This window comes from Pseudonocardia ailaonensis (assembly GCF_039531635.1).
Taxonomy (GTDB): Bacteria; Actinomycetota; Actinomycetes; order Mycobacteriales; family Pseudonocardiaceae; genus Pseudonocardia; species Pseudonocardia ailaonensis.
In genome coordinates this window covers 5,993-28,278 of the sequence record NZ_BAAAQK010000022.1, presented here as the reverse complement: position 1 = coordinate 28,278, position 22,286 = coordinate 5,993, and the positions used below count along the sequence as shown (strand labels likewise).

The 22,286-nt window shown below is 73.1% G+C and carries 19 protein-coding genes; 15 read left to right on the top strand and 4 right to left on the bottom strand.

Translation table 11 applies throughout. The features are described from left to right. Nucleotides 1-59: 59 nt before the first annotated feature. Both ABD324_RS26545 and ABD324_RS26540 read left to right on the top strand, forming a co-directional pair. On the top strand, nucleotides 60-1,256 hold the full coding sequence (locus ABD324_RS26545; RefSeq protein WP_344422753.1) for a homogentisate 1,2-dioxygenase: 1,197 nt from the start codon (nucleotides 60-62) through the stop codon (nucleotides 1,254-1,256). Between the two features lie 71 nt (nucleotides 1,257-1,327). Then, complete coding sequence (locus ABD324_RS26540; RefSeq protein WP_344422750.1) at nucleotides 1,328-2,908, top strand: class I adenylate-forming enzyme family protein; 1,581 nt, start codon at nucleotides 1,328-1,330, stop codon at nucleotides 2,906-2,908. A gap of 91 nt (nucleotides 2,909-2,999) precedes the next feature. Here ABD324_RS26540 and ABD324_RS26535 read toward each other — a convergent pair whose 3' ends face one another. Beyond that, nucleotides 3,000-4,886 (bottom strand): putative nucleotidyltransferase substrate binding domain-containing protein, encoded by a 1,887-nt coding sequence (locus ABD324_RS26535; protein WP_344422747.1) that lies wholly within the window; start codon nucleotides 4,884-4,886, stop codon nucleotides 3,000-3,002. A gap of 13 nt (nucleotides 4,887-4,899) precedes the next feature. Beyond that, nucleotides 4,900-6,435, bottom strand: coding sequence for an amino acid permease (locus tag ABD324_RS26530; RefSeq protein WP_344422745.1), 1,536 nt, complete (start codon nucleotides 6,433-6,435; stop codon nucleotides 4,900-4,902). A gap of 218 nt (nucleotides 6,436-6,653) precedes the next feature. Between ABD324_RS26530 and ABD324_RS26525 the strand changes: the two genes are divergently transcribed. The 7 genes from ABD324_RS26525 to ABD324_RS26495 all read left to right on the top strand — a co-directional run bounded on the left by ABD324_RS26525 (nucleotide 6,654) and on the right by ABD324_RS26495 (nucleotide 13,069). Further along, complete coding sequence (locus ABD324_RS26525) at nucleotides 6,654-7,649, top strand: TAXI family TRAP transporter solute-binding subunit (RefSeq protein WP_344422742.1); 996 nt, start codon at nucleotides 6,654-6,656, stop codon at nucleotides 7,647-7,649. Nucleotides 7,650-7,861: 212 nt separating this feature from the next. Beyond that, a complete protein-coding gene (uraD, locus tag ABD324_RS26520) occupies nucleotides 7,862-9,784 on the top strand; it encodes a 2-oxo-4-hydroxy-4-carboxy-5-ureidoimidazoline decarboxylase (RefSeq protein WP_344422739.1) in 1,923 nt (640 codons plus the stop codon). Then, complete coding sequence (uraD, locus tag ABD324_RS26515) at nucleotides 9,781-10,245, top strand: 2-oxo-4-hydroxy-4-carboxy-5-ureidoimidazoline decarboxylase (RefSeq protein ID WP_344422736.1); 465 nt, start codon at nucleotides 9,781-9,783, stop codon at nucleotides 10,243-10,245. Before uraD (ABD324_RS26520) ends, uraD (ABD324_RS26515) begins: the two co-directional genes overlap by 4 nt. Before the next feature lie 70 nt (nucleotides 10,246-10,315). Then, nucleotides 10,316-10,609 carry a hydroxyisourate hydrolase gene (gene uraH / locus ABD324_RS26510; protein WP_344422733.1) on the top strand — a complete coding sequence of 98 codons (294 nt, stop codon included), beginning with the start codon at nucleotides 10,316-10,318 and terminating at the stop codon, nucleotides 10,607-10,609. 1 nt (nucleotide 10,610) lies between these two features. Next, nucleotides 10,611-11,438: a factor-independent urate hydroxylase gene (pucL, locus tag ABD324_RS26505; protein ID WP_344422729.1), complete on the top strand. Its 828-nt coding sequence runs from the start codon at nucleotides 10,611-10,613 to the stop codon at nucleotides 11,436-11,438. A gap of 91 nt (nucleotides 11,439-11,529) precedes the next feature. Then, entirely contained in the window at nucleotides 11,530-11,937 is a 408-nt protein-coding gene (locus tag ABD324_RS26500) for a YciI family protein (protein ID WP_344422726.1), read from the top strand. Beyond that, entirely contained in the window at nucleotides 11,927-13,069 is a 1,143-nt protein-coding gene (locus tag ABD324_RS26495; protein WP_344422723.1) for an RNA polymerase sigma factor, read from the top strand. Before ABD324_RS26500 ends, ABD324_RS26495 begins: the two co-directional genes overlap by 11 nt. A 70-nt stretch (nucleotides 13,070-13,139) precedes the next feature. On the opposite strand, the gene ABD324_RS26490 is transcribed toward ABD324_RS26495, so the two are convergent. Further along, complete coding sequence (locus ABD324_RS26490) at nucleotides 13,140-14,018, bottom strand: endonuclease domain-containing protein (RefSeq protein WP_344422721.1); 879 nt, start codon at nucleotides 14,016-14,018, stop codon at nucleotides 13,140-13,142. A gap of 139 nt (nucleotides 14,019-14,157) precedes the next feature. Continuing rightward, the gene (locus tag ABD324_RS26485) at nucleotides 14,158-15,675 is read right to left on the bottom strand and encodes a PucR family transcriptional regulator (RefSeq protein ID WP_344422718.1); all 1,518 of its coding nucleotides are present in this window, start codon (nucleotides 15,673-15,675) and stop codon (nucleotides 14,158-14,160) included. Between the two features lie 93 nt (nucleotides 15,676-15,768). On the opposite strand from ABD324_RS26485, the gene ABD324_RS26480 reads away from it, so the two are divergent. From ABD324_RS26480 to allB, 6 genes are all read left to right on the top strand, one after another. After that, nucleotides 15,769-16,650, top strand: coding sequence for an FAD binding domain-containing protein (locus ABD324_RS26480; RefSeq protein ID WP_344422715.1), 882 nt, complete (start codon nucleotides 15,769-15,771; stop codon nucleotides 16,648-16,650). Then, a complete protein-coding gene (locus tag ABD324_RS26475) occupies nucleotides 16,647-17,138 on the top strand; it encodes a (2Fe-2S)-binding protein (protein WP_344422712.1) in 492 nt (163 codons plus the stop codon). The genes ABD324_RS26480 and ABD324_RS26475 overlap by 4 nt, the downstream gene beginning before the upstream one ends. Continuing rightward, complete coding sequence (locus tag ABD324_RS26470) at nucleotides 17,135-18,475, top strand: 8-oxoguanine deaminase (protein WP_344422710.1); 1,341 nt, start codon at nucleotides 17,135-17,137, stop codon at nucleotides 18,473-18,475. The genes ABD324_RS26475 and ABD324_RS26470 overlap by 4 nt, the downstream gene beginning before the upstream one ends. After that, nucleotides 18,472-20,742: a xanthine dehydrogenase family protein molybdopterin-binding subunit gene (locus tag ABD324_RS26465; RefSeq protein WP_344422707.1), complete on the top strand. Its 2,271-nt coding sequence runs from the start codon at nucleotides 18,472-18,474 to the stop codon at nucleotides 20,740-20,742. Before ABD324_RS26470 ends, ABD324_RS26465 begins: the two co-directional genes overlap by 4 nt. 57 nt (nucleotides 20,743-20,799) lie before the next feature. Beyond that, the gene (locus tag ABD324_RS26460; RefSeq protein ID WP_344422704.1) at nucleotides 20,800-21,159 is read left to right on the top strand and encodes an allophanate hydrolase-related protein; all 360 of its coding nucleotides are present in this window, start codon (nucleotides 20,800-20,802) and stop codon (nucleotides 21,157-21,159) included. Then, nucleotides 21,156-22,286, top strand: a 1,131-nt coding sequence (gene allB, locus ABD324_RS26455; protein ID WP_344422701.1) for an allantoinase AllB, incomplete at its 3' end; no start/stop codon positions are given. The genes ABD324_RS26460 and allB, both read left to right, overlap by 4 nt.

Genomic DNA, 22,286 nt, shown 5'->3' with positions numbered 1-22,286 from the left:
CCCCGGCGCGGCATCCACCCGCGCCGTCGGCCACCGCTGCGGACCCGAGGAGGAGCGCCATGGCGTACTACAGGCGAGCCGGTAGCGTCCCGCCCAAGCGGCACACCCAGCACCGCACCCCGTCGGGCGGCCTGTACCGCGAGGAGCTGATGGGCGAGGAGGGCTTCAGCTCGGACTCCTCGCTGCTCTACCACTCGGGGGTGCCGTCGGCGATCGTCGACGCGAGCGTGTGGGAGTTCTCGGACCTGCGCACCACCGAGAACCTGCCCCTGCTCCCGCGGCACCTCCGGCTCCACGAGCTGACCGCCGAGGACTGGAAGGCCGTGGACCCGGTGACCGGCCGCCGGCTGCTGCTCGGCAACGCCGACGTGCGGATCTCCTACGTCGCGGCGGGGGAGACGTCGTCGCTGTACCGCAACGCGGTGGGTGACGAGTGCGTGTACGTCGAGTCCGGCACCGCGACCGTCGAGACCGTGTTCGGCACCCTGACCGCGGTGCAGGGCGACTACGTGGTCCTGCCTCGCTCCACCACCCACCGCTGGATCCCGACGGGCCCGGAACCGGTGCGGCTCTACGTGATCGAGGCGAGCTCGCACATCGCCCCGCCCACGCGCTACCTCTCGCGGTTCGGCCAGCTCCTCGAGCACGCGCCCTACTGCGAGCGGGACCTCCACGGGCCCGACGAGCCGCTCGTCCTGGAGGGGAGCGACGTCGAGGTGCTCGTGAAGCACCGCGGTTCCCGCGGCGTCGTGGGCACCCGCTACGTCTACCCGACCCATCCCTTCGACGTGGTCGGCTGGGACGGCTGTCTCTACCCGTACACCTTCAACGTGGCGGACTTCGAGCCGATCACCGGCCGCGTGCACCAGCCGCCGCCGGCACACCAGGTGTTCGCGGGCACGGGCTTCGTGATCTGCAACTTCGTACCGCGCAAGGTGGACTACCACCCGCTGTCGATCCCGGTGCCGTACTACCACTCCAATGTGGACTCCGACGAGGTGATGTTCTACTGCGGCGGGAACTACGAGGCGCGCCGGGGATCCGGCATCGAGCAGGGCTCGGTCAGCCTGCACCCCGGCGGGCACAGCCACGGCCCGCAGCCCGCCGCGATCGAGCGCTCGCTGGGCGCCGAGTTCTTCGACGAGCTCGCCGTCATGGTCGACACCTTCCGTCCGCTGGAGGTCGGCGAGGGCGGCACCGCGTGCGAGGACCCGGCGTACGCCTGGACCTGGGCGGGCCGCGGTCCCGGTTCCTGAGGCCCTTGCGGGTTTCGCAGAAGATATACAAACTCGGGACCGACTCAACGGCGACGTGAGCGAGGTGTCGAGTGACGGCAGCGCCCGATCGGACGGAGACCGGAGCCACCCCGGGCCCACCCGGACTCACCTTCCTCGAGGTGCTCGACGACCTGGTGGCCCGCACCCCGGACGCCGAGGCGGTCGTGGCCCCGGAGGGCCGGGTCACCTGGGCCGCGCTGGCGGACCGGGCGGAGCGGTTCGCGCAGGTCCTGGCCGGGGCCGGGCTGCGGCCAGGCGAGCGCCTCGGGATCCTGCTGCCCAACGGCCTGCGCTGGATCGTCGCCACGCTCGCGGCGCACCGGGCGGGGCTCACCGTCGTCCCGATCAACACCTGGTACCGGGCCCCCGAGATCGCCCACGTGCTCGACGAGGCCGGCGTGCGGCTCGTCGTCACCGAGGAGTCCGTGTTCGGTCGCGACACCCTCGCCGAGCTCGCCGCGGCGGGGATGCCCGAGCGCTTCCCGGGCACCGCACAGCGCCCGGGTGCGCTCGTCTGGCCACGTGGGGACACGCTGCCGGCGACGGCGGACGGTGCGGTGCCGCTGCCCGGGGTGGGTCCCGAGGACCTCGCGTACGTGCTGTTCACCAGCGGGTCGACGGCGAAGCCGAAACCCGTCCCGATCGCGCACGGCAAGCTGATGCGCAACACCTACGAGATCGGCCGGCGCATGCACCTGGTGCCCGGGGACCGGCTCTGGATCGCCGCGCCGTTCTTCTTCGCCTACGGCTGCTCGAACGCGATGCCGGTGGCGATGACCCACGGCGCGACCCTGTGCGTGGAGGAGCGGGTGACCGGGGACGGCTCGCTCGCGTTCCTCGCCCGCGAGCGCTGCACCGTGTACTACGCGCTGGCCGCGGCCACCCGGATCCTGCTCGCCGCCCCCACCTTCGGCCGGCACGACATCTCCGCCCTGCGCACCGGGAGCACCGGGTTCACGGCCGAGGACAAGCGACTGGTGATCGAGGAGCTCGGGGTCGACGGGGTGTGCAGCGTCTACGGCCTGACGGAGGCCTACGGCCACTCCACGGTGTCCGACGCCCACGATCCCGTCGAGGTCCGGCTGGCGACCGCCGGCCACGTGGTGCCGACCCAGGAGATCCGGATCACCGGTGACGACGGCGAGGTGGTGTCGGCCGGCGGGACCGGCGAGATCGAGCTGCGCGGCTGCGTGATCGACGGCTACCTCGGCGATCCGGCGCTCGGCGCGGGGGTGTTCCGCGAGGGTGGCTGGATGCGGACCGGCGACCTCGGCACCCTCGACGACGAGGGCCGGCTGCGGATCGTGGGGCGGCGCAAGGAGATGCTGAAGGTGAAGGGCATCAACATCGCGCCGGTCGAGGTCGAGGAGCTGCTCTGCGCCCATCCGGCGGTGGACCAGGCGTTCGTCGTCGGGGTGCCGGGGGTCGACGGCGACGAGGTCATGATCGCCGCGGTCGTCCCGCGCGGGGCGCCGCGCGCGGACCTGGCGGACCTGCTCACCGCCCATGTCCGGGAGCGGGCCGCCTCGTACAAGGTGCCCTCCCGGATCGAGGTGCTCGCGCAGGCCGACGTCCCGCTCACGGACACCGGGAAGACCAGCAAGCGCCTGCTGCGGGAGCGCTATCTCTAGGGCCGCACCGGCGGGAGGACGACCTCGTCCACGACGGACTCGGTCACCGGCAGGGTGTCGCCGCCCCCGGGCCCGAACGCGCGCGGGTCGATCAGCCCGGGTGAGCGCCCGGTCCGCGGCCGCCCCGGGCCGGCGGCGCCTCCCACTCCTCGGGCGCGCTGTACTCCAGCAGGTTGGCCAGCCGCTTCTGCACCGTCGAGATCTCCCGGACGCTCTGCGCCACGACGGTGCGGTCCAGCCGGGGGAGCCGGCGCATCCACACGAGGTCGGTCACCGTCTCGCCGCGCTCGCGCTGGGCGAGCTGCTGGCGCAACCGGATCTGCTGCAGCACCTCGAAGACCTCGGCGAGGGTCGCGGCGTGCTCGGTGGAGAGCAGCATCGAGCCGGAGGCCGCGGCGAGCCGGGCCCGGGTCGACAGCTCCGGGGCACGCACGGCGAGGGCGGCCCAGCGGGCGATCTCCACGACGGGCCGCAGGGCGTGCGTCTTGAGGTCGAACGTGCCGCCCCGCCCGGCGAGGACGTCCCGCACCGACCGCAGCTGGGCCCGGTGCGACAACGACTCGCGGACCAGCAGCTTCATCGTGCCCGGATGGTCCCGGACGTCGGCGAACACCTCGCGCACCGCGGGGGTGCGGGGGTCGCCCTGGACCGGGCGGCCGTCGATCATGAGGGAGGCCATGAGCATGCCCTGGTCGTCGAGCGGGCTGCGCAGCCACTGCCGGGCCGCGGCGCGCCACTGCGTGCGCGTCCGGCTGAACCGGGCCGCGGCCGGGGTGGCGCCGTGGTCGTCGACCCGCAGGCCGGCCCGCCGGAGCTGGACGGCGACCTCGGCGAACGCCGCGCGGTAGGCGGCGGCCCGGGCGCCGGTGACGGACTCGGCGAACACCACGGCCGAGTCGATGTCCGACCCCAGCGTCGGCTCGCGCCGGGCGTTGCTGCCCAGCAGGAGCCAGGTCACCTCGGACTCGTCGAGATCCGGGTGCTGCGCGAGGACCAGGGTGAGCAGCCGCCGCTGCACGGCGTCGACCACCGCGGAGTAGACGGCGGTGGTCTCGGTGGCGTCGCGGCGCCGGGCCACGAGGTCCTCCAGCAGCACGGGCATGTCGGCGGCGAGCGCCACGACCTCGTCGATCCGGGTGGCCCGGGCGACCTGCTCGCGCAGGAGGATGCCGGCGCCCGGCGGGGTGGCGAGGAAGTCCTGCGGGTCCACCGCGCCCTTGAGCGCGCCGGCCTCGTCCGTCACCAGGATGTAGTCGAAGCGCTGCTCGGCGAGCTCGCGCAGCACGTCCCCGGTCGGCGTCCCGGTGCGTACGGTCGGCCCCCAGCGGACCATGACCTCCGCGACCGGCGTGGTGTCCGGCAGGCCCGCGGCGAGCACGCGCTCGCGCAGCACGGCGTCGGTGACCAGGCCGAACCGGCCGTCCTGGGGTACGGCGACGTACCGGCAGCCGCGCTCGGTCATCAGCCGTGCGGCGTCTCGCACCGTCATCGCCGGGTCGCCGACGATCGGGGCGGACACCACCAGCTCGTCCACGGTGCGCAGCCGCGGGGGCACACCGCGGCGCCGCGAGGCCGAGAGGTCCGCGGCCAGCAGCCGCACGCCGGCGGGGGAGGCGAACGCCTCCGCCACCGCCGCGCGCGGGATCTGGATCAGCCGCGCCGGGCCGAGCGTGACCGCACGCGGCCCGACCGTGGTCCGGCTGAGCACGCTCGACTGCCCGAACAAGGCGCCCCGCCCGATCACCTCGTCCGCCGCCGGTTCGGGATCGGTCGGCCCGGGCTCGTGCGTCCAGAGCTCGACCTGGCCGGTGAGCACCACGAACAGGTCGTCCCCGGCCTCGGTGAAGGCGTCGAGCACCTCGGTGGCGGCGGGGTAGTCGACGACGCGGGCGGCCGCGGCCACCTTCTCGCACTCGGGTTCCGCGAGCGCGTTGAAGGGCGGCTGCGCTGCGAGGAACTCGCCGACGGACCCTCCCACGGCGCCCATCGTGTCAGGTGATGCCCGAGGCGTCGTCCTTCTCGGCGGGGGAGTTGGCCGCGTCCGGGTTGTGGCCCTCGAGCGTCCAGACCGGGCCGATCTTGCCGCCCGTGTTCGCCAGCACCTTGGGCTTCGCGATCATCCAGCCGATCGCCAGCAGTACGGCGATGATCGGGATCCCGATGACGACGACGATGAAGTCCGTCTTGTGCCAGAACGCCTCGGAGCTCTGCCAGCCCGACACCGCCATGCCCGCGATCACGAACGCGAGGAACCCGAGGCCGACGTAGCTGGTCCACGGGCTGCCCGGCATCCGGAACGTGCTGGCCGGGACGACCCCGCGGTCGCTCAGCTGCCTGAGCCGTATCTGGCACAGGAAGATCGACGCCCAGGTGAACACCACGCCGATGGACGCGGCCTCCAGCGCGGTCTCGAACGCGTCCGGGTCGACCGCGTTGAGCAGGGCGCCGAGCACGTAGATCACGGACGTCATGACGATCCCGGCCCACGGCACCCCGGACGCGCTCATCTTCAGCGTGAACGGCGGCGCCTGCTTGCTCATCCCGAGGCTGCGCAGCACGCGCCCGGTGGAGTAGAGCCCCGAGTTGAGGCTCGACATGGCCGCGACGATGAGGATCGCCTGGATGACGTCGCCCATCCAGTTCAGCCCGAGCGCCCCGAAGACGCTGACGAACGGGCTCGTGCCGCTCGTGTACTGGCTCGTGGGCAGCATGCTGACCAGCAGCAGGATCGAGCCGACGTAGAAGACGCCGATCCGGAAGACGACGGCGTTGACGGCCTTGGGGACCTCGCGCTTCGGGTCGGCCATCTCGCCGGCCGCGACGCCGACCATCTCGATGGCGGCGTAGGCGAACACGACGCCGGACATCACGAGGATCGGGCCGTACCAGTGGAACCCGTCCATGGTGGGCCAGAACCCACCCGGGTTGGACCACAGGTTGGAGAAGCCGGCCTCGTGCCCGCCGATGTTGAACTGCCCGATGACGACGACGAGCCCGACCACCAGGAACAGCACGATCGCGCCGACCTTGAGGACCGAGGCCCAGAACTCGAACTCACCGAAGGCCTTGGCGGACAGCAGGTTCACCACGAGGACCACGGCGAGGGCGATGAGTACCGTGAGCCAGCTCGGCATCCCCGGCAGCCAGTGCTTCACGTAGATGCCGACCGCGGACAGCTCGGCGATTCCGGTCAGCGCCCAGTTCAGCCAGTACATCCAACCGGTGATGTACGCGGCCCGTTCGCCGAAGAACTCGCGCATGTATGACACGAAGGCGCCGGAGGTCTGCCGGTGCAACACCAGCTCGCCCAGCGCCCGCATCAGCAGGTAGGCGATGATCCCGACGAACGCGTAGCTGAGCACGAGCGCCGGGCCCGTGCTGTGCAGGCGCGACGCCGACCCGAGGAACAGCCCGGTGCCGATCGCGCCGCCGATGGCGATCATCTGGACCTGACGCCGGCCGAGGGACTGCTTGTAGCCCTCCTGCTCCGCGTCGAGCCCGGTCCCCGGGCTGAGCGTCTCCGTCATGCGAACTCCGATCCCCCGACTGCGTGTCGCCGTGAAACGGCAGGGTAGAGACCTGCGGTCCGCACCGCTGGGTGACCCGCGAAAATTCTGTGTCACGCCGGGTAGCCGGGTGATCACCCGCGTCGCATCCGGCGCGGAGCGCCCGCCCGGCATACGATCCTTTCCCGACGTAACGCTGCGTCGGTTCCACGTCGGTCCGCTCGAGGGGGAGACACCCGATGGCGATGGTGCGGTCAGCCCGGATCCGGATCGGAGCGGGGGTCGGCGCGATCCTCGCGACGGTGCTCGCGGGCTGTGGGAGCGGCGCGCCGTCGAACGCCGCGGCGCCGGACTGCGGAGCGCCCGCACGCCCGCTGGTGATCGCCACCGGGACCGCGTCCGGGGTGTACTCGGCGATGGGCACCGAGCTGGCCCGGCTGATCTCGGCGGGCACTCCGTTGCAGGCCAGGGCCGTGCAGACCGGCTCGACGCTCGGCAACGTGCAGCAGCTGGCCAGCGGCGAGTACGACATCGCGTTCGCCCAGGCGGACGGCGCCGCGGACGCGGTACGTGGGCAGGGCGTGTTCTCCGAGCCGCAGAAGATCCAGGCCCTCGCGCGGATCTACCCGGACTACACCCACGTCGTCGTCTCGGCGGGGTCCGGTGTCTCGAGCATGGCGGACTTCCGGGGGAAGCGGATCTCCACGGGCCCGGCCAAGTCCGGTACCGAGCTGATCGCGGACCGGCTGCTGCAGGCCGCCGGCCTCGACCCGGCCAAGGACGTGCAGGCACAGCACCTCGACCTCGACGCCACCGTCGCCGCGATGCGGGCGGGGACCCTCGACGGCTTCGTGTGGTCCGGCGGGCTGCCCACCGGCGGGGTGGCGGACCTGTTCGCCTCGGACGGGTCGCGGATGAGGTTCGTCGACGTCAGCACCCTGCTCCCGGCGTTGCAGCGCGACGACGACGTCTACTCGGCGGGCACCATCCCGGCCGCGGCCTACCACACCTCGGGCGACGTCCCGACGATCACGCTGCCGAACATGCTGGTCGTCCGGTCGGACTTCTCGCCCGAGGCGGCCTGCGCGGTGACCAAGGTGCTGTTCCAGCAGAAGGCGGCGCTGGTGTCGGCCGCGCCCGCGGCGGTCGGGATCGACCCGAGGACCGCCGCGGACACGGGGCCGGTCGAGCTGAACCCGGGCGCCCGCGCGGCGCTCGGGCAGCTCACCGGCTGAGCCCGGGCTCCCGGCCGTCGGCTCGCGGTCGTCCCGGTGCCCGCGGTCGCTTCGGTGCCCGCGATCGGTCGGCTCGAGGTCTGTCGGATCGCACAAACCCACGGTGCCCGGGGCCCGGGCGTTCGTGCACGCCGTGCCTGCCCCGCCGCGCGAGGGCGGGTCACCGTAGGAGGCGCCCACCACCCGTCATCTCTCGACGCAGCGAGGTGCCCGTGCGCTCTTCCTCCCGTCCGGCCGACCGGTCGTCCCCGACGTCGGCCCGACGCAAGCCCCATCCGGTCGACGAGGTCCTCCCGGCCGGCAAGCTCGCCGTCTACGGCATCCAGCACGTGCTCGCCTTCTACGCGGGGGCGGTCATCGTGCCCATCCTGCTGGCGGGCGCGATCGGGCTGTCGGAGCGCGAGCTCATCCACCTGATCAACGCGGACCTGTTCACCTGCGGCATCGCGTCCATCATCCAGAGCATCGGCTTCTGGAAGGTGGGCGTGCGGCTGCCGCTGCTGCAGGGCGTCACGTTCACCGCGGTCAGCCCCATGATCGCGATCGGCATGGCGGCCGGCGGCGGCACCGACGGGCTGCTGGTGATCTACGGCGCCGTGATCGTCGCGGGGCTGTTCACCTTCCTCGTCGCCCCGTGGTTCTCCACGCTCATCCGGTTCTTCCCACCCGTCGTCACGGGCACGGTGATCACGATCATCGGGCTCGCGCTGCTGCCCGTGGCCGCGGCGGACGCGGTCGGCGGCGGCTCGTCGCCGGACCCCACCAACGGCCGGTACCTGGCGTACGCCCTCGGCACGCTCGCCGTGATCGTGCTGATCCAGCGCGTCTTCCGCGGGTTCGCCGCCACCGTCGCCGTGCTGATCGGGCTGGTCCTGGGCACGGCCGTGGCGTGGATCCTCGGCGACGTCTCGTTCGCGAGCGTGGGCGACTCGTCCTGGTTCGGGGTGACCACGCCCTTCTTCTTCGGCTGGCCCAAGTTCGCCGGCGCCGCGATCGTCTCGATGATCGTCGTCATGCTGATCACCGCCGTGGAGACGACCGGCGACGTGTTCGCGACCGGCGAGATCGTGGACAAGCGGGTCGGCAAGGAGGACGTCGCGCGGGCGCTGCGGGCGGACGGGCTCGCCACGACCATCGGCGGCGTCCTCAACTCGTTCCCCTACACCTGCTTCGCCGAGAACGTCGGGCTCGTCCGGCTGACGCGCGTGAAGAGCCGCTACGTGGTGGCCGCGGCGGGCGTGTTCATGATCCTCATCGGGATGGTCCCGAAGGCGGGCGCGATCGTGGCGAGCATCCCGCACCCGGTGCTCGGCGGCGCGGCGCTGGCGATGTTCGCGACCGTGGCCGTCGTCGGCTTCCAGACGCTGTCGCGGGTCGACTTCCACGACCACCGCAACGTCGTCATCGTGGGGACGAGCGTGGGGCTGGCGATGCTCGTGACCGCGCAGCCGGACGTGGCCAAGGCCCTGCCGGGCTGGGCGCAGATCGTCTTCGGCTCGGGCATCACCCTGGGCAGCATCACCGCCATCGTGCTCAACCTCGTGTTCCATCACGTCGGCCGTGGCCCGGCCATCGCGGGGGCGCCGGGCACCCCGACCATCCGGCTCAACGCCGTCAACGGGATGACCCGCGGGGAGTTCGTCGCCGCCTTCGGCCGGCTCTTCCAGGGACCCACCGACGTGGTCGGGCGGGCCTACGACCGCACGCCGTTCGCGGACACCACGGCCCTGCGGACCGCCTTCCAGGAGGCGCTGTTCGCCACGCCCCGCGAGGAGCAGCGGGCGCTCATGGCGGCCTATCCGGACCTGGGCGGCGACCTCGTCGACGAGGACTCGGTGCACGAGCAGGAGTGCGCGGGCCTGACCCGGCTGGCCGACGACGACCGGAGCGAGTTCGAGGCGCTCGCCGCGAGCTACCGGGAACGCTTCGGGATCCCGCTGATCGTGTGCGTGCGCGACCATCCGGACCGGGCCGCGATCCTCGCCGAGGGCACGCGGCGGCTGGGCAATGCGCCCGCCCAGGAGCACGCCGCGGCGCTGATCGAGATCGCGAAGGTGGCCAACCGCCGGTTCGAGGACCTTGTTACAGAGGCGAACCCCATCGCGGCGGCCCGTGTGGGAGCGTTCCGCCGGTGATCTCCTTCGACACCCTCCCGGCCGAGGACGCCGAGGCCCTGCTCCTGCAGGTGTGCACGGCGCCACGCTGGGCCCGCGAGGTGGCGGCCGGGCGGCCGTACGGGACCCCCGAGAAGCTGCAGGCCGCGGCGGCGGCTGCCCTGTCCGCCGCGGACCTCGACGACGCGCTGGCCGGGCATCCGCGGATCGGGGACCGGGCCGCCGCGGCAGAGGCCGGCAGCGAGCAGGCCGCCGTCGCCTCCGCCGATGCCGCGGTGCTGGCGGCCCTCGACGAGGGCAACCGGGCCTACGAGGAACGGTTCGGGCGGGTGTACCTGGTGTGCGCCAGTGGCCGCAGCGCCGAGGACCTGCTCGCCACGCTGCGGTCCCGGCTGGGCAACGCCCCGGGCGAGGAGCGGCTCGTGGCGCTCGGGGAGCTGGCGGCGATCAACCGGCTGCGGCTCGGCGCGGTGCTCGCATGAGCGAGCCCGCGAGCGACTCATCGACACAGCGCCCGCGCGAAGCGCCGACCTCGCGCAGCGAGGGAGAGCGATGAGCCTGTCCACGCACGTCCTCGACGCAGCCACAGGAACGCCCGCCGCCGGCATGACGGTCGTTCTGCGCGCCGACGGCCGCGAGCTCGACCGGATCGTCACGGACGCCGACGGCCGCGGCCGGTTCGCCGAGCCCGGGGCCGGCGTGCACACCCTGACCTTCGCCACGGCGCCGTGGTCGCCGTTCTACCCCGAGGTGACCGTGGCCTTCACGGTGACCGACCCGCAGCAGCACCTGCACGTCCCGCTGCTGCTGTCCCCCTTCGCCTACTCGACCTACCGCGGGAGCTGACATGGGAATCAGGCTGGGCGCCAACGACTACGGCAAGGCGGAGAACCGCGTCGTCCGGATCTACCGGGACACGCCGCGGCACGAGATCCGCGACGTCACCGTGTCCACCGCGCTGCAGGGCGACTTCTCCGCCGCGCACCTGCACGGGGACCAGAGCCGGGTCCTGCCCACGGACACCCAGAAGAACACCGTCTACGCGTACGCCAAGGAGAAGGGGCTCCGCGAGATCGAGGACTACGCGCTGACCCTGGCCCGGCACTTCGTCGCGGACGTGGAGCCGGTGTCCGGGGCCCGGATCGCGGTCGACGAGTACTCGTGGGAGCGGCTCAACGACCACTCGTGGGTGCGGCGGCAGTCCGAGGTCCGCACGACCGTCGTCGAGGTGACCTCCGCGGGTGAGCGCGTCGTGTCCGGTCTCAAGGACCTGGTGCTGCTGAAGTCGACCGGCTCGGAGTTCGCGGGCTTCCTGACCGACGAGTACACGACCCTGCAGGAGACGCACGACCGGATCATGTCGACGTCCCTCGTCGCGACCTGGACCTACGCCGGGACGGCGGTCGAGTGGGACAAGACCTGGTCGGAGGTCCGCGCGATCCTGCTGGAGCGCTTCGCCTCGGTGCACTCCCTCGCGCTGCAGCAGACCCTCTGGGAGATGGGCAAGGCGGTGCTGGAGGCCCATCCGGAGATCACCGAGGTGTCGCTGTCGGCGCCGAACAAGCACCACTTCGTCGTCGACCTGTCGCCCTTCGGCCTGGAGAACCCCAACGAGGTCTTCCACGCCGCCGACCGGCCGTACGGACTCATCCAGGCAACGGTCGTCAGGGACTAGTCAGGGAGGGATGTCGAGAAGCCGGGACCGGCTCCGTCCCCGGGGCGGAGGCGGCCAGAATGGGCCGCCACGCACCGAGGGAGAGACGACGATGGCCAAGTACCTGCTCCTCAAGCACTACCGCGGCGCGCCGACCCCGGAGGGTTTCGTCCCGATGGACCAGTGGACGCCCGCGGAGATCACGGCCCACATCACCTACATGCAGGACTTCGCGAAGAAGCTGGAGTCCACCGGGGAGTTCGTCGGGGAGCAGGCGCTCGCCCCGGAGGGGCGCTGGGTCCGCTACGACGGCGAGGGACGTCCGCCCGTCACGGACGGCCCGTTCGCGGAGACGAAGGACCTCATCGCCGGCTGGATGATCATCGACGTGGACAGCGAGGAGCGGGCGTACGCGCTGGCCGCGGAGCTGTCCGCGGCGCCGGGCAAGGGCGGCGAGCCGATCCACGAGTGGCTCGAGGTCCGGCCCGTCTACGGGGAGCTGCCGGCCAGTGCCGAGTAGCTCCGCCCCGGAGCTCCGGGAGCTGTCCCCGGGGGTGCTGGGTGTCCTCGTCCGCCGCGGAGCCGACTTCGCGGCGGCCGAGGACGCCGTGCAGGAGGCGCTGGTCGAGGCCGTGCGCGCCCGGGAACGGCCTGCCGATCTCAAGGCTTGGCTGGTCACGGTGGCGTGGCGCAAGTTCCTCGACGCCACGCGGGCGGACGCGGCCCGCCGTCGCCGGGAGGACCGGGTGGACGCCGAACCCGAGCCGGGCCGGGCGTCCGACGTGGACGACACGCTCCAGCTCTACTTCCTGTGCGCCCACCCGTCGTTGACGCCCGCGTCGGCGGTGGCGCTGACGCTGCGGGCCGTCGGCGGGCTGACCACGACGCAGATCGCGCAGGCCTACCTCGTCCCCGAGGCGACCATGGCGCAGCGGATCAGCCGGGCGAAGAAGACCGTGTCGGCGGTGCGGTTCGACCGCAACGGCGACGTCGGGACCGTGCTGCGGACGCTCTACCTGGTGTTCAACGAGGGCTACTCCGGGGACGTCGACCTCGCCGCCGAGGCGATCCGGCTGACCCGGGTGCTCGCGGCGGGGATCGACCATCCCGAGGTCGCCGGGCTGCTCGCGCTGATGCTGCTCCACCACGCCCGGCGCACCTCCCGGATCGCGGCGGACGGCAGCCTGGTCCCGCTCGCCGAGCAGGACCGGAGCCGGTGGGACACCGAGGCGATCGCCGAGGGCGTCGCGATCCTGCAGGCCGCGCTCGCCCGGGATCGGCTGGGGGAGTTCCAGGCCCAGGCCGCGATCGCCGCCCTGCACGCGGACGCGCGGACCGCCGCGGAGACGGACTGGGTCCAGATCGTGGAGTGGTTCGACGAGCTGGTGGCGCTGACCGACAGCCCGGTCGTGAAGCTCAACCGCGCGGTCGCGGTGGGGGAGGCGGACGGCCCACAGGCCGGCCTGAAGGCCCTGAGCGAGCTGGACGAGAACCTGCCCCGCCACACCGCGGTCGCGGCCTACCTGCACGAACGAACCGGCGATCTCGAAAGGGCGGCGACCCTGTACACCGAGGCGGCCCGACAGGCCCCGTCACTGGCGGAACGCGACCACCTCATCCGCCAGGCCGCCCGCCTGAACTCCCACCCCTGACCGCATCATGGAGCCACAACTGTCGTTCTCGACCCTCGAATTGACAGTTGTGGCTCCATAATGCGGTGGGTCAGCGGGACGAGAGGGCCGCGCTGATCTCCGCGACCATCCGGTTCGGGGTGCGGAGGAGGGCCGCGGTCACGAAGACGACCCGCCAGCCGGCCTCCTGAACGCGGTTCAGACGGGCCCGGTCGCGGTTCAGCGCCCAGGTCTCGCCGTCCCGCCAGCCACCGTCGTACTCGACGGCGACCTTCCGCGCCGGGAAGGCGAGGTCGACCAGGGCGACCTGCTCCCCGTCGAGCTCGATCCAGTGCTGGGGCACCGGATCGAGCCCGGCGAGGACCAGATGGACCCTCACCTGCGACTCCGGCACCGAGTCCGCGTTGTCGATCGCCAGCGCCTCGGCGTGACGGGCGACGACGATGCCGTTGTCGCGACGAGCACGCAGCATCGCGCGCAACCCGTCCCGGTCGACCAGCCGGCACCGGAGAACCTGGTCGAGGTCGGCCACGGAGTCCGGCAGCGCGCGTCCGACCAGGAGGTCGAGGCACATTCGCAGTGGTGAGGCAAGGAGCCCACCCGCCCAGGGCTCGTGCTCCACGGCGGTGAGGTCGGCGCGGCGAACCAGCAATCCGGTGCGCCGGTCGACCCGCGCACCGAGCGGGACGGCGACGTGCACGGGATCGTCCGGCCAGCAGATCGGCGCCCCGCGCACCGCCGCCGCGGACCGTCCGGTGATGACGACGCCCGCCGGGAGGGCCATCGCCGCGGCCCGGGCTCGGAGCTCGTGGGTGACCGGCACGCCGTTCCAGGTGTAGACGTCCCGGAACAGGCGCCGGTAGCGCCCGGCGCGCAGATCCCGGTGCGTGATCATGCCCTGGGCGATCGCGTCGGTGCCACGGAAGAGGTCCAGCTCGCGGAGCTGGGCGGTCAGGTAGTCGGGTTCCATGGATGCAGCGTGCGCACCCCCTACGACACAACCGCGCCATCCGCTCGAGTTGTCCACACCCCGGCCGCATTATGGAGCCACAACTGTCGAATCCGACCCCGGAAATGACAGTTGTGGCTCCATAATGCGGTCAAGGGAGTCAGCGGGAGCGGAGGGCGAGGAAGACGTCCACTCGGTCGGGGAAATGGGAGAGGGTGCGGGCGGTGAGCTCCTCCACGCGGCCGATGCGGTAGCGCACCGTGTTGACGTGCAGGTGGAGGTGCTCGGCGGTGCGGCTCCAGCTGCCGGAGTGCTCCAGGAAGGCCTCCAGGGTCTCCATCAGACCGGAGTCGTTGCGGGCGTCGTAGGCCAGGACCGGGCCGAGGACCCGCTCGGCGAAGGTCCGGCGGACGTCGTCCGGCACGGCGGCGAGCAGGGCCACGTGCGAGGTCACCTCGGTTGCGGTGACGACGTGCAGGGCGCCGGGCCGTTGCGCGGCGAGGGTCCGTGCGTGGACCGCCTCCTGCAGCGCACCGGTGAGGGCCGCGATCGCGGCGGGCCGGCTGATGCCGATCGTCAGCCGGTCCCCGGCGAGCCCGGGTTCGAGGCGGGCCAGGGCAGCGTCGAGCACCGCGGTGTCCCCGGGGACGAGCGCCACCGCCATCCCCTCGTAGGTTCCGACGACGGGTGGTCCGAGGTGGGCGGCGGCGTCGACCAGGACCGAGCGGGCGGTCTCGACGCGCCCGGGACCGCTGAAGGCGGCGACCGCGACGGCGAGGTGCTCGGCCGGGTCCAGGCCGGCCTGCCGGAGCCGCACCGGGAGCTCCGGGCGCTCGCCGGCACCGTCTGCCACCAGGGAGATCGCGTCGTCCGCGATGTCGCGCGCGAACCGCAGTCCCTCCCCGCGACGCGCCCGGTCCAGGGCCGCGACGGCCACCAGCTCCCCGACGGCCTCGGTCGTCTCCTGGTCCCACTCGGGGTGCGCCCCGTCGACCGCGACGAACCACGAGGTCGGCCGCAGCTCGGACGCGGGGCCCACCGGGAACACGCTGCGCGGGGTCCCCGGGACGACCGCGGGGAGGCGGTCGGCGGTGAGGAACCGCCGCACCGCGGCGTCGCGCTCCTTCTCCGGCAGGGGCTCTGGACCCGCCGCCAGGGCCCGGCCGGTCGCGGTGAGGACCCGGCACGTGAGCCCGATCGCCATCCCGACCTGCGCGGCCAGGTCCTCGAGCCCCATCCCGCCGGCCACCGCCGCCAGCAGGCGGCGCTGCCGCCCGACGGTCACGGCGAGCCGGTCCCCGCGGGCCGCCGTCACCGACCCGACGACGACCTCGGTGAGGGCGCCGAACGACACCTCCTCGGGCACCTCCAGGAGGGGCACGTCGTGGCGGCGGCAGGCCTCGACGACGTCGTCGGGGATGCCGTGGAAGACGGCCGCCCCGGCGGCGAGGGCGGCGACGCCGACCTCCGCGATGGCGGCGACGAACCGCTCGCTGTCCGCGGGCTCGTTCCGCCAGATCAGCCCGCTGATCACCAGCTCCCCGCCGGACAGGTAGCGGGCGGGATCGCGCAGGTCCGTGGTGTAGACCCAGCGCACCGGACGGTCGAGGGCGGCCTCGTCGCCGTGGAGCAGCCGGAGCCGGAGGTCGGCCCGTCCGACCAGGTCCCGCAGCAGCATTGGAGGAACCTACAACCGCGACCCACGGGACCGCCACGGCTTCGTCTCACCGGGGACTCGTGACCGTGACGAACGGGAGGTGTACTTCTCGGCATGGACTTCCTGGCGCCGGCCTCCTGGGCGGAGGCTCTCGAGTGCAAGGCCGCACACCCCGACGCGGTCGCGATCGCGGGCGGCACGGACGTCATGGTGGAGCTGAACTTCGACCACCGACGCCCGCCCGCCCTGCTGGACCTGACCCGGGTCCCCGAGCTGCGGGAGTGGGCGTTCGACGACGGCCGGGTCCGGCTGGGCGCGGGGGTCCCGTACGTCCGGGTGATCTCCGAGCTGGGTGGTCACCTGCCCGGCCTGGCGATGGCGGCCCGCACGGTCGGCTCGCCGCAGATCCGCAACCGGGGCACCGTCGGCGGCAACCTCGGCGCGGCCTCGCCGGCGGGGGACTCGCACCCGGCGCTGCTGGCGGCCTTCGCCGCCGTGGAGATCGCGTCTCTCCGGGGCACCCGCGTGGTCCCGGTCGCCGAGTTCTTCACCGGGGTGAAGCGGAGCGTCCTGGAGCCGGACGAGCTCATCTCGGCCGTGCTGATCACGCCGCCGTCCGGCCCGCAGCAGTTCTCGAAGATCGGCACCCGCAACGCCATGGTGATCGCGGTGTCCGCCTTCGGGTTCGCGCTGCACCCCGATCGCCGCGTCGTGGGCACGGGGATCGGATCGGCCGCGCCGACACCCCGGCCCGCGGTGGCGGCGGCGGAGTTCCTGGCCGGCGAGCTGGAGGCCGCCGGGCTGTGGGACTCCCGCGGCCCGCTGCCCGCGTCGCTGGCCACGGAGTTCGGTCGCCGGGTCCGGGACGCCGCGGCCCCGATCGACGACGTCCGCGGTTCCGCCGCCTACCGCCTGCACGCCCTGTCCGTGATGGCCCGTCGCACCGCGACCTGGGCCTGGGATGCCTACCGCGACGAGAACCGGAGCGCCGCATGAGGATCGAGCTGACCGTCAACGGCGTCGCCCGCGAGGCGGACGACGTCTGGGAGGGCGAGAGCCTGCTCTACGCCCTGCGCGAGCGGCTGGGCCTGCCCGGCTCGAAGAACGCCTGCGAGCAGGGCGAGTGCGGTTCCTGCACCGTCTACCTCGACGGGACCCCCGTCTGCGCGTGCCTCGTGGCCGCCGGCCAGGCGCAGGGGCGAGAGGTCACCACCGTGGAAGGCCTGGCGGGCGAGGAGCTGGACCCCGTGCAGCAGGCGTTCGTGGAGAAGGGCGCGGTGCAGTGCGGCTTCTGCACGCCCGGCTTCCTGATGTCCACGAAGGACCTCCTGGACCACAACCCCTCCCCGAGCGACCCGGAGATCCGGGAGGCGTTGGCGGGCAACCTCTGCCGCTGCACGGGGTACGAGAAGATCCTGGATGCCGTGCGGAGCGCGGGCGAGGCGCGCATCGATGCCGCGCGGTCTGCGGCGGTCAGCCGATGATCATCGAGAACGCCCACGTCGTGACGGTGACCGGCGAGGAGATCGCCGGGGGCCACGTCGTCGTCGAGGGGAACCGGATCACCGCCGTCGGCCCCGGCCCTGCCCCGGACCGAGCCGGCCACCGGGTGGTCGACGCCCGCGGCGGCCTGCTCACCCCCGGCCTCGTCAACACCCACAACCACCTGTACCAGTGGGTGACCCGCGGCCTCGCCGTGGACCACACGCTCTTCGAGTGGCTCACCACGCTGTACCCGGTCTGGGCCGGCATCGACGAGCACGCCGTCCACACCGGCGCCACCGGCGCACTGGCCCAGCTCGCGCTCACGGGCTGCACCACCAGCACCGACCACCACTACGTCTTCCCCCGTGAGGGCGGCGACGTGTTCGCCGCCGAGATCCGTGCCGCCGCCGAGGTGGGTCTGCGGTTCCACCCCTGCCGCGGCTCGATGGACCTGGGGCGCAAGGACGGTGGCCTCCCGCCGGACCACGTCGTGGAGGACCGGGACGCGATCATGGCGGCGTCCGAGGCGGCGATCGACCGCTGGCACGATCCCTCGCCGGGCTCGATGCTGCAGGTCGCGCTGGCCCCGTGCTCGCCGTTCTCCGTCACCGGGGACCTCATGCGGGAGTCCGCTCTCCTGGCGCGGCGGCGAGGTGTCCGGCTGCACACCCACCTCGCCGAGACCATGGACGAGGACGACTTCTGTCGCGAGCGCTTCGGCTCCTCGCCGCTCGACTACGTGGAGTCCCTGGGCTGGACCGGGGAGGACGTCTGGTTCGCCCACGGCATCCACTTCGACGACCAGGCCGTCAAGCGGATCGGCGCGACCCGGACCGGGGTGGCGCACTGCCCGTCGTCCAACGCCCGGCTCGGGGCCGGGATCGCCCGGACCCGTGACCTGCGGGACGCCGGTGCCCGTGTCGGCCTCGGCGTCGACGGTGCGGCGAGCAACGAGGCGGGCAGCCTGCTGGAGGAGGTCCGGCACGCGGTGCTGTTCGCCCGCGCCGTGGGCGGCCCCACCGCGCTGACCGTCCGGGACTCCCTGGAGCTGGCCACCATGGGCGGTGCGCGGGTGCTCGGACGGGAGGCGGAGATCGGCTCGATCGAGGTCGGCAAGCTCGCCGACCTGGCCCTGTGGGACCTGAACGGTCTGGGCCACGCGGACGTCGCCGATCCCGTCGCGGCCCTGGTGCTCGGCTCGCCGCCGCCGCTGGAGCTGCTGCTCGTGAACGGCCGCACCGTCGTCGAGCGCGGCCGCGTCACCACCGTGGACACCGATGCCGTGGCGCGCGAGTGCGCCCGCGTCCACCGCACCCTGTTGGAGAAGGCGTCATGACCTCGACCGAAACGCGGACGGCAGGCCGGCTCGGGGACTCCCCGCTGCGGCCGGACGGCACCCTGAAGGTCACCGGCGAGTTCGCCTACTCGTCCGACCTCTGGCACGACGACATGGTCTGGGGGGTGACGCTCCGCAGCCCGCACCCCAGCGCCCGGATCCGCGGCATCGACATCACGGACGCGCTGAAGGTCCCCGGCGTCTCGGCGGTCCTCACCTCGGCGGACGTCCCGGGGGAGAACGCCGTCGGGCTGGAGCACCTCGACACCCCCGCGTTGGCCGACGGCGTGGTCCGCTACCAGGGCGAGCCCGTCGCGCTGGTCGCGGCGGACCATCCCGAGACGGCGCGGCGCGCGGCGAAGCGGATCGTGGTCGACTACGAGGTGCTGCCCGCGGTCACGGACCCCCGCACGGCGCTCTCCGACGGCACCCCGTGGGTGCACGCGGGCCACGACAACCTGGTGCGGGACCTGAAGATCCGCCGTGGCGACCCGTCGCCCACGGCACCCGTCGTCGTGGCACTGGACTTCGAGGTCGGCATGCAGGACCAGGCCTTCCTCGGCCCGGAGTCGGGGCTCGCGGTGCCGGACGGCGAGGGCGGCGTCGATCTCTACGTCGCCACCCAGTGGCTGCACGTCGACCAGTCGCAGGTCTGCCGGGTGCTCGGGCTGCCGCCGGAGCGGGTGCGGCTGACGCTCGCCGGCGTCGGCGGCGCGTTCGGCGGCCGCGAGGACCTGTCCATGCACGTCCACGCCTGCCTGCTCGCGCTGCACACCGGCAAGCCGGTGAAGATGAGCTACGCCCGCGACGAGTCGTTCTTCGGGCACGTGCACCGGCACCCCGCGTGGCTGCGCTACGAGTTCGGCGCCCGGGAGACCGGCGAGCTGGTCTACGCCAAGGCGGACATCCTGTTCGACGGCGGCGCCTACGCGTCGTCGACCACGGCGGTCGTGGGCAACGGCGGCACGCTGGGGCTGGGCCCGTACCGGATCCCGAGCGTCCACGTCGACGCCCGCGGCGTCTACACGAACAACCCGCCGTGCGGTGCGATGCGTGGTTTCGGCTGCGTGCAGGCGGCGTTCGCGCACGAGGCGCTGATGGACGAGCTGGCCGACCGCGTCGGCATGGACCGGGTCGAGATCCGGGCGCTCAACGGCATGGTGGAGGGCGACCTCAACATCACCGGCCAGGTCATCGACTCGGCCGCGCCCGTCGCCGAGCTGATCCGCACGGTGCGCGACCTGCCGTTGCCCGCCGACCCGGTGGGGGAGAGGGACATCCGTGAGCTCCCCGGCGGCGCGTCGAACACCACGCACGGCGAGGGCGTCCGGCGCGGCATCGGGTACGCCGTGACCTACAAGAACGTCGGGTTCTCGGAAGGCTTCGACGACTACTCGACGGCCCGGGTCCGGCTGGAAGTCGTTGCGGGAGAACCGGTCGCGACCGTCCACACCGCCGCGGCGGAGGTAGGGCAGGGGCTGGTCACCATCGAGCAGCAGATCTGCCGCACCGAGCTCGGCGTGGAGCGGGTCGTGGTGCACCCCAAGGACACCACCGTCGGCTCCGGCGGCTCGACGTCCGCCTCCCGCCAGACCTACGTCACCGGCGGCGCCGTGAAGGCGGCGTGCGAGGCGGTGCGGACGACGGTCCTGAAGCGCGCCACCGAGAGTCTCGGCATCCCGGAGCTGCGGCTCGACGGGGAGAAGATCGTCGCGGCCGGCGGGGACGTCGTCGCCTCCCTGGTGGAGATCCTGACCGAGCCCGTCGAGGAGACGGTCGAGTGGCACCACCGCCCCACGTTCCCGATCGACCCGGAGACGGGCCAGGGGAACGCGCACGTCCAGTACGCCTTCTCCGCGCACCGCGCCGTGGTCGACGTGGACGTCGAGCTGGGGCTGGTCAAGGTCGTCGCGCTGGACACCGCGCAGGACGTGGGCCGGGCGCTGAACCCGGACGCCGTCGTCGGGCAGATCCAGGGCGGCAGCGCGCAGGGCATGGGCCTGGCCCTGATGGAGGAGATCATCGTGCAGGACGGGATCGTGAAGAACCCGTCCTTCACCGACTACCTGATCCCCACCATATTGGACATGCCGCCGATGCAGGTGAAGGTCCTGGAGTACGCGGACCCGCACGCGCCCTACGGCGTCCGCGGCGTCGGCGAGCCCCCCACGATCTCCTCCGGCCCGGCGGTGGCTGCGGCCATCCGAGCCGCGACCGGCAAACCCCTCCGCCGCGTCCCGGTCCGCCCCGAGCACATCACCTTCTGACCCTGTGAGCGGCGATGGTTGCCGGAGCGACCATTGCCACTCACGAGAGGAACCGGCATGCCCCGGATGTTCCTGAACGGCACCGCGATGTCCGGCGGCGCCGACCACCACCTGGTGGGCGACGCGCCGCTGGTCGCCCGCACCACCACGGCCCCGCGCTACCGCTTCCACGCCGTCGACGGCCGCTACCCGGCCCTCGAGGACGGCGGCACCGCCGCGGTGCACGGGGAGGTCTACGAGCTCTCGTTCGACCAGCTCCGTGAGGTGCTGCTGCCCGGGGAGCCGGACGGGCTGGAGCTCGGGGTCGTCGAGCTGGCCGACGGCTCCGGGTCCCTCGCGATGATCCTTCGCCCGGAGCACCCCGCACCGCGCACCGACATCTCGGAGATCGCGAGCTGGCGGGAGTACCGGTCGTGAGGACCGTCTTCCGCGGACGCGTGATCGTCGACGGCGCCGAGCGCCCGGCCGCGGTCCTGGTCGACGGCGAGCGGATCCTCCAGGTGTTGCCCGTCGATGCGCCGGTCGACGCCGCCGAGATCCGGCTGGCGGAGGACGAGGTGCTCATCCCCGGCCTCGTCGACACCCACGTGCACGTCAACGAGCCCGGGCGCACCGAGTGGGAGGGCTTCGCCTCCGCGACGAGGGCCGCCGCGGCCGGCGGCGTCACGACGATCATCGACATGCCGCTCAACTCGCTGCCGCCGACGCTCGACGCGGGATCCCTCGACGTCAAGCGCAAGGCGGCCGACGGACAGTGCAGTGTCGACGTCGGGTTCTGGGGTGGGGCGGTGCCCGGCAACGAGCCCGATCTCCCGGGCCTGCTCGCCGCGGGCGCCTTCGGCGCCAAGTGCTTCCTGCTCGACAGCGGGGTCCCGGAGTTCCCGCCGCTCCCGGACCCGCGCACCGCGCTGCGGGTCATGGGGGACGCCGTCCTGCTGGCCCACGCCGAGGACGCGGCGTTCATCGGCTCGACGGAGGGCCCGCGCTACGCGGACTTCCTGGCGTCACGGCCCGCGCAGGCGGAGGACTCGGCGATCGCCCGGCTGCTCGATGCCGCGCGCGAGACCGGTGGCCGTGTGCACGTCGTGCACCTGTCCTCGGCGGCCGCGTTGCCGCTGCTCGCGCAGGCTCGCGCCGAGGGCGTCCGGGTGACGGTCGAGACGTGCCCGCACTACCTCGCGCTCGCCGCCGAGGAGGTCCCGGACGGCGACACCCGCTTCAAGTGCTGCCCACCGGTCCGCGAAGAGGCCAACCGCGACCTGCTCTGGCAGGGCCTCGCGGACGGCGTGATCGACATGGTCGTCAGCGACCACTCGCCGGCGACCCCCGAGCTCAAGGGCACCGGGGACTTCGGGTCGGCGTGGGGCGGCATCGCGTCCCTCCAGATCGGACTCCCCGTCGTGTGGACCGAGGCGCGCGGGCGCGGCTGGTCGCTCGCCGCCGTCGTCGAGAAGATGGCGACGGCGCCGGCCGACCTGGTCGGGCTGCGGCACAAGGGCCGCATCGCCCCCGGCGCGCACGCGGACCTCGCGGTCGTCGCGCCC

Bases quoted from the DNA above. Each gene is read 5' to 3' on its own strand.
- ABD324_RS26545 (WP_344422753.1), top strand. From the start codon at position 60: ATGGCGTACTACAGGCGAGCCGGTAGCGTCCCGCCCAAGCGGCACACC.
- ABD324_RS26530 (WP_344422745.1), bottom strand. From the start codon at position 6,435: ATGACGGAGACGCTCAGCCCGGGGACCGGGCTCGACGCGGAGCAGGAG.
- ABD324_RS26525 (WP_344422742.1), top strand. From the start codon at position 6,654: ATGGCGATGGTGCGGTCAGCCCGGATCCGGATCGGAGCGGGGGTCGGC.
- uraH (WP_344422733.1), top strand. From the start codon at position 10,316: ATGAGCCTGTCCACGCACGTCCTCGACGCAGCCACAGGAACGCCCGCC.
- pucL (WP_344422729.1), top strand. From the start codon at position 10,611: ATGGGAATCAGGCTGGGCGCCAACGACTACGGCAAGGCGGAGAACCGC.
- ABD324_RS26500 (WP_344422726.1), top strand. From the start codon at position 11,530: ATGGCCAAGTACCTGCTCCTCAAGCACTACCGCGGCGCGCCGACCCCG.
- ABD324_RS26490 (WP_344422721.1), bottom strand. From the start codon at position 14,018: ATGGAACCCGACTACCTGACCGCCCAGCTCCGCGAGCTGGACCTCTTC.
- ABD324_RS26485 (WP_344422718.1), bottom strand. From the start codon at position 15,675: ATGCTGCTGCGGGACCTGGTCGGACGGGCCGACCTCCGGCTCCGGCTG.
- ABD324_RS26480 (WP_344422715.1), top strand. From the start codon at position 15,769: ATGGACTTCCTGGCGCCGGCCTCCTGGGCGGAGGCTCTCGAGTGCAAG.
- ABD324_RS26475 (WP_344422712.1), top strand. From the start codon at position 16,647: ATGAGGATCGAGCTGACCGTCAACGGCGTCGCCCGCGAGGCGGACGAC.
- ABD324_RS26470 (WP_344422710.1), top strand. From the start codon at position 17,135: ATGATCATCGAGAACGCCCACGTCGTGACGGTGACCGGCGAGGAGATC.
- ABD324_RS26465 (WP_344422707.1), top strand. From the start codon at position 18,472: ATGACCTCGACCGAAACGCGGACGGCAGGCCGGCTCGGGGACTCCCCG.
- ABD324_RS26460 (WP_344422704.1), top strand. From the start codon at position 20,800: ATGCCCCGGATGTTCCTGAACGGCACCGCGATGTCCGGCGGCGCCGAC.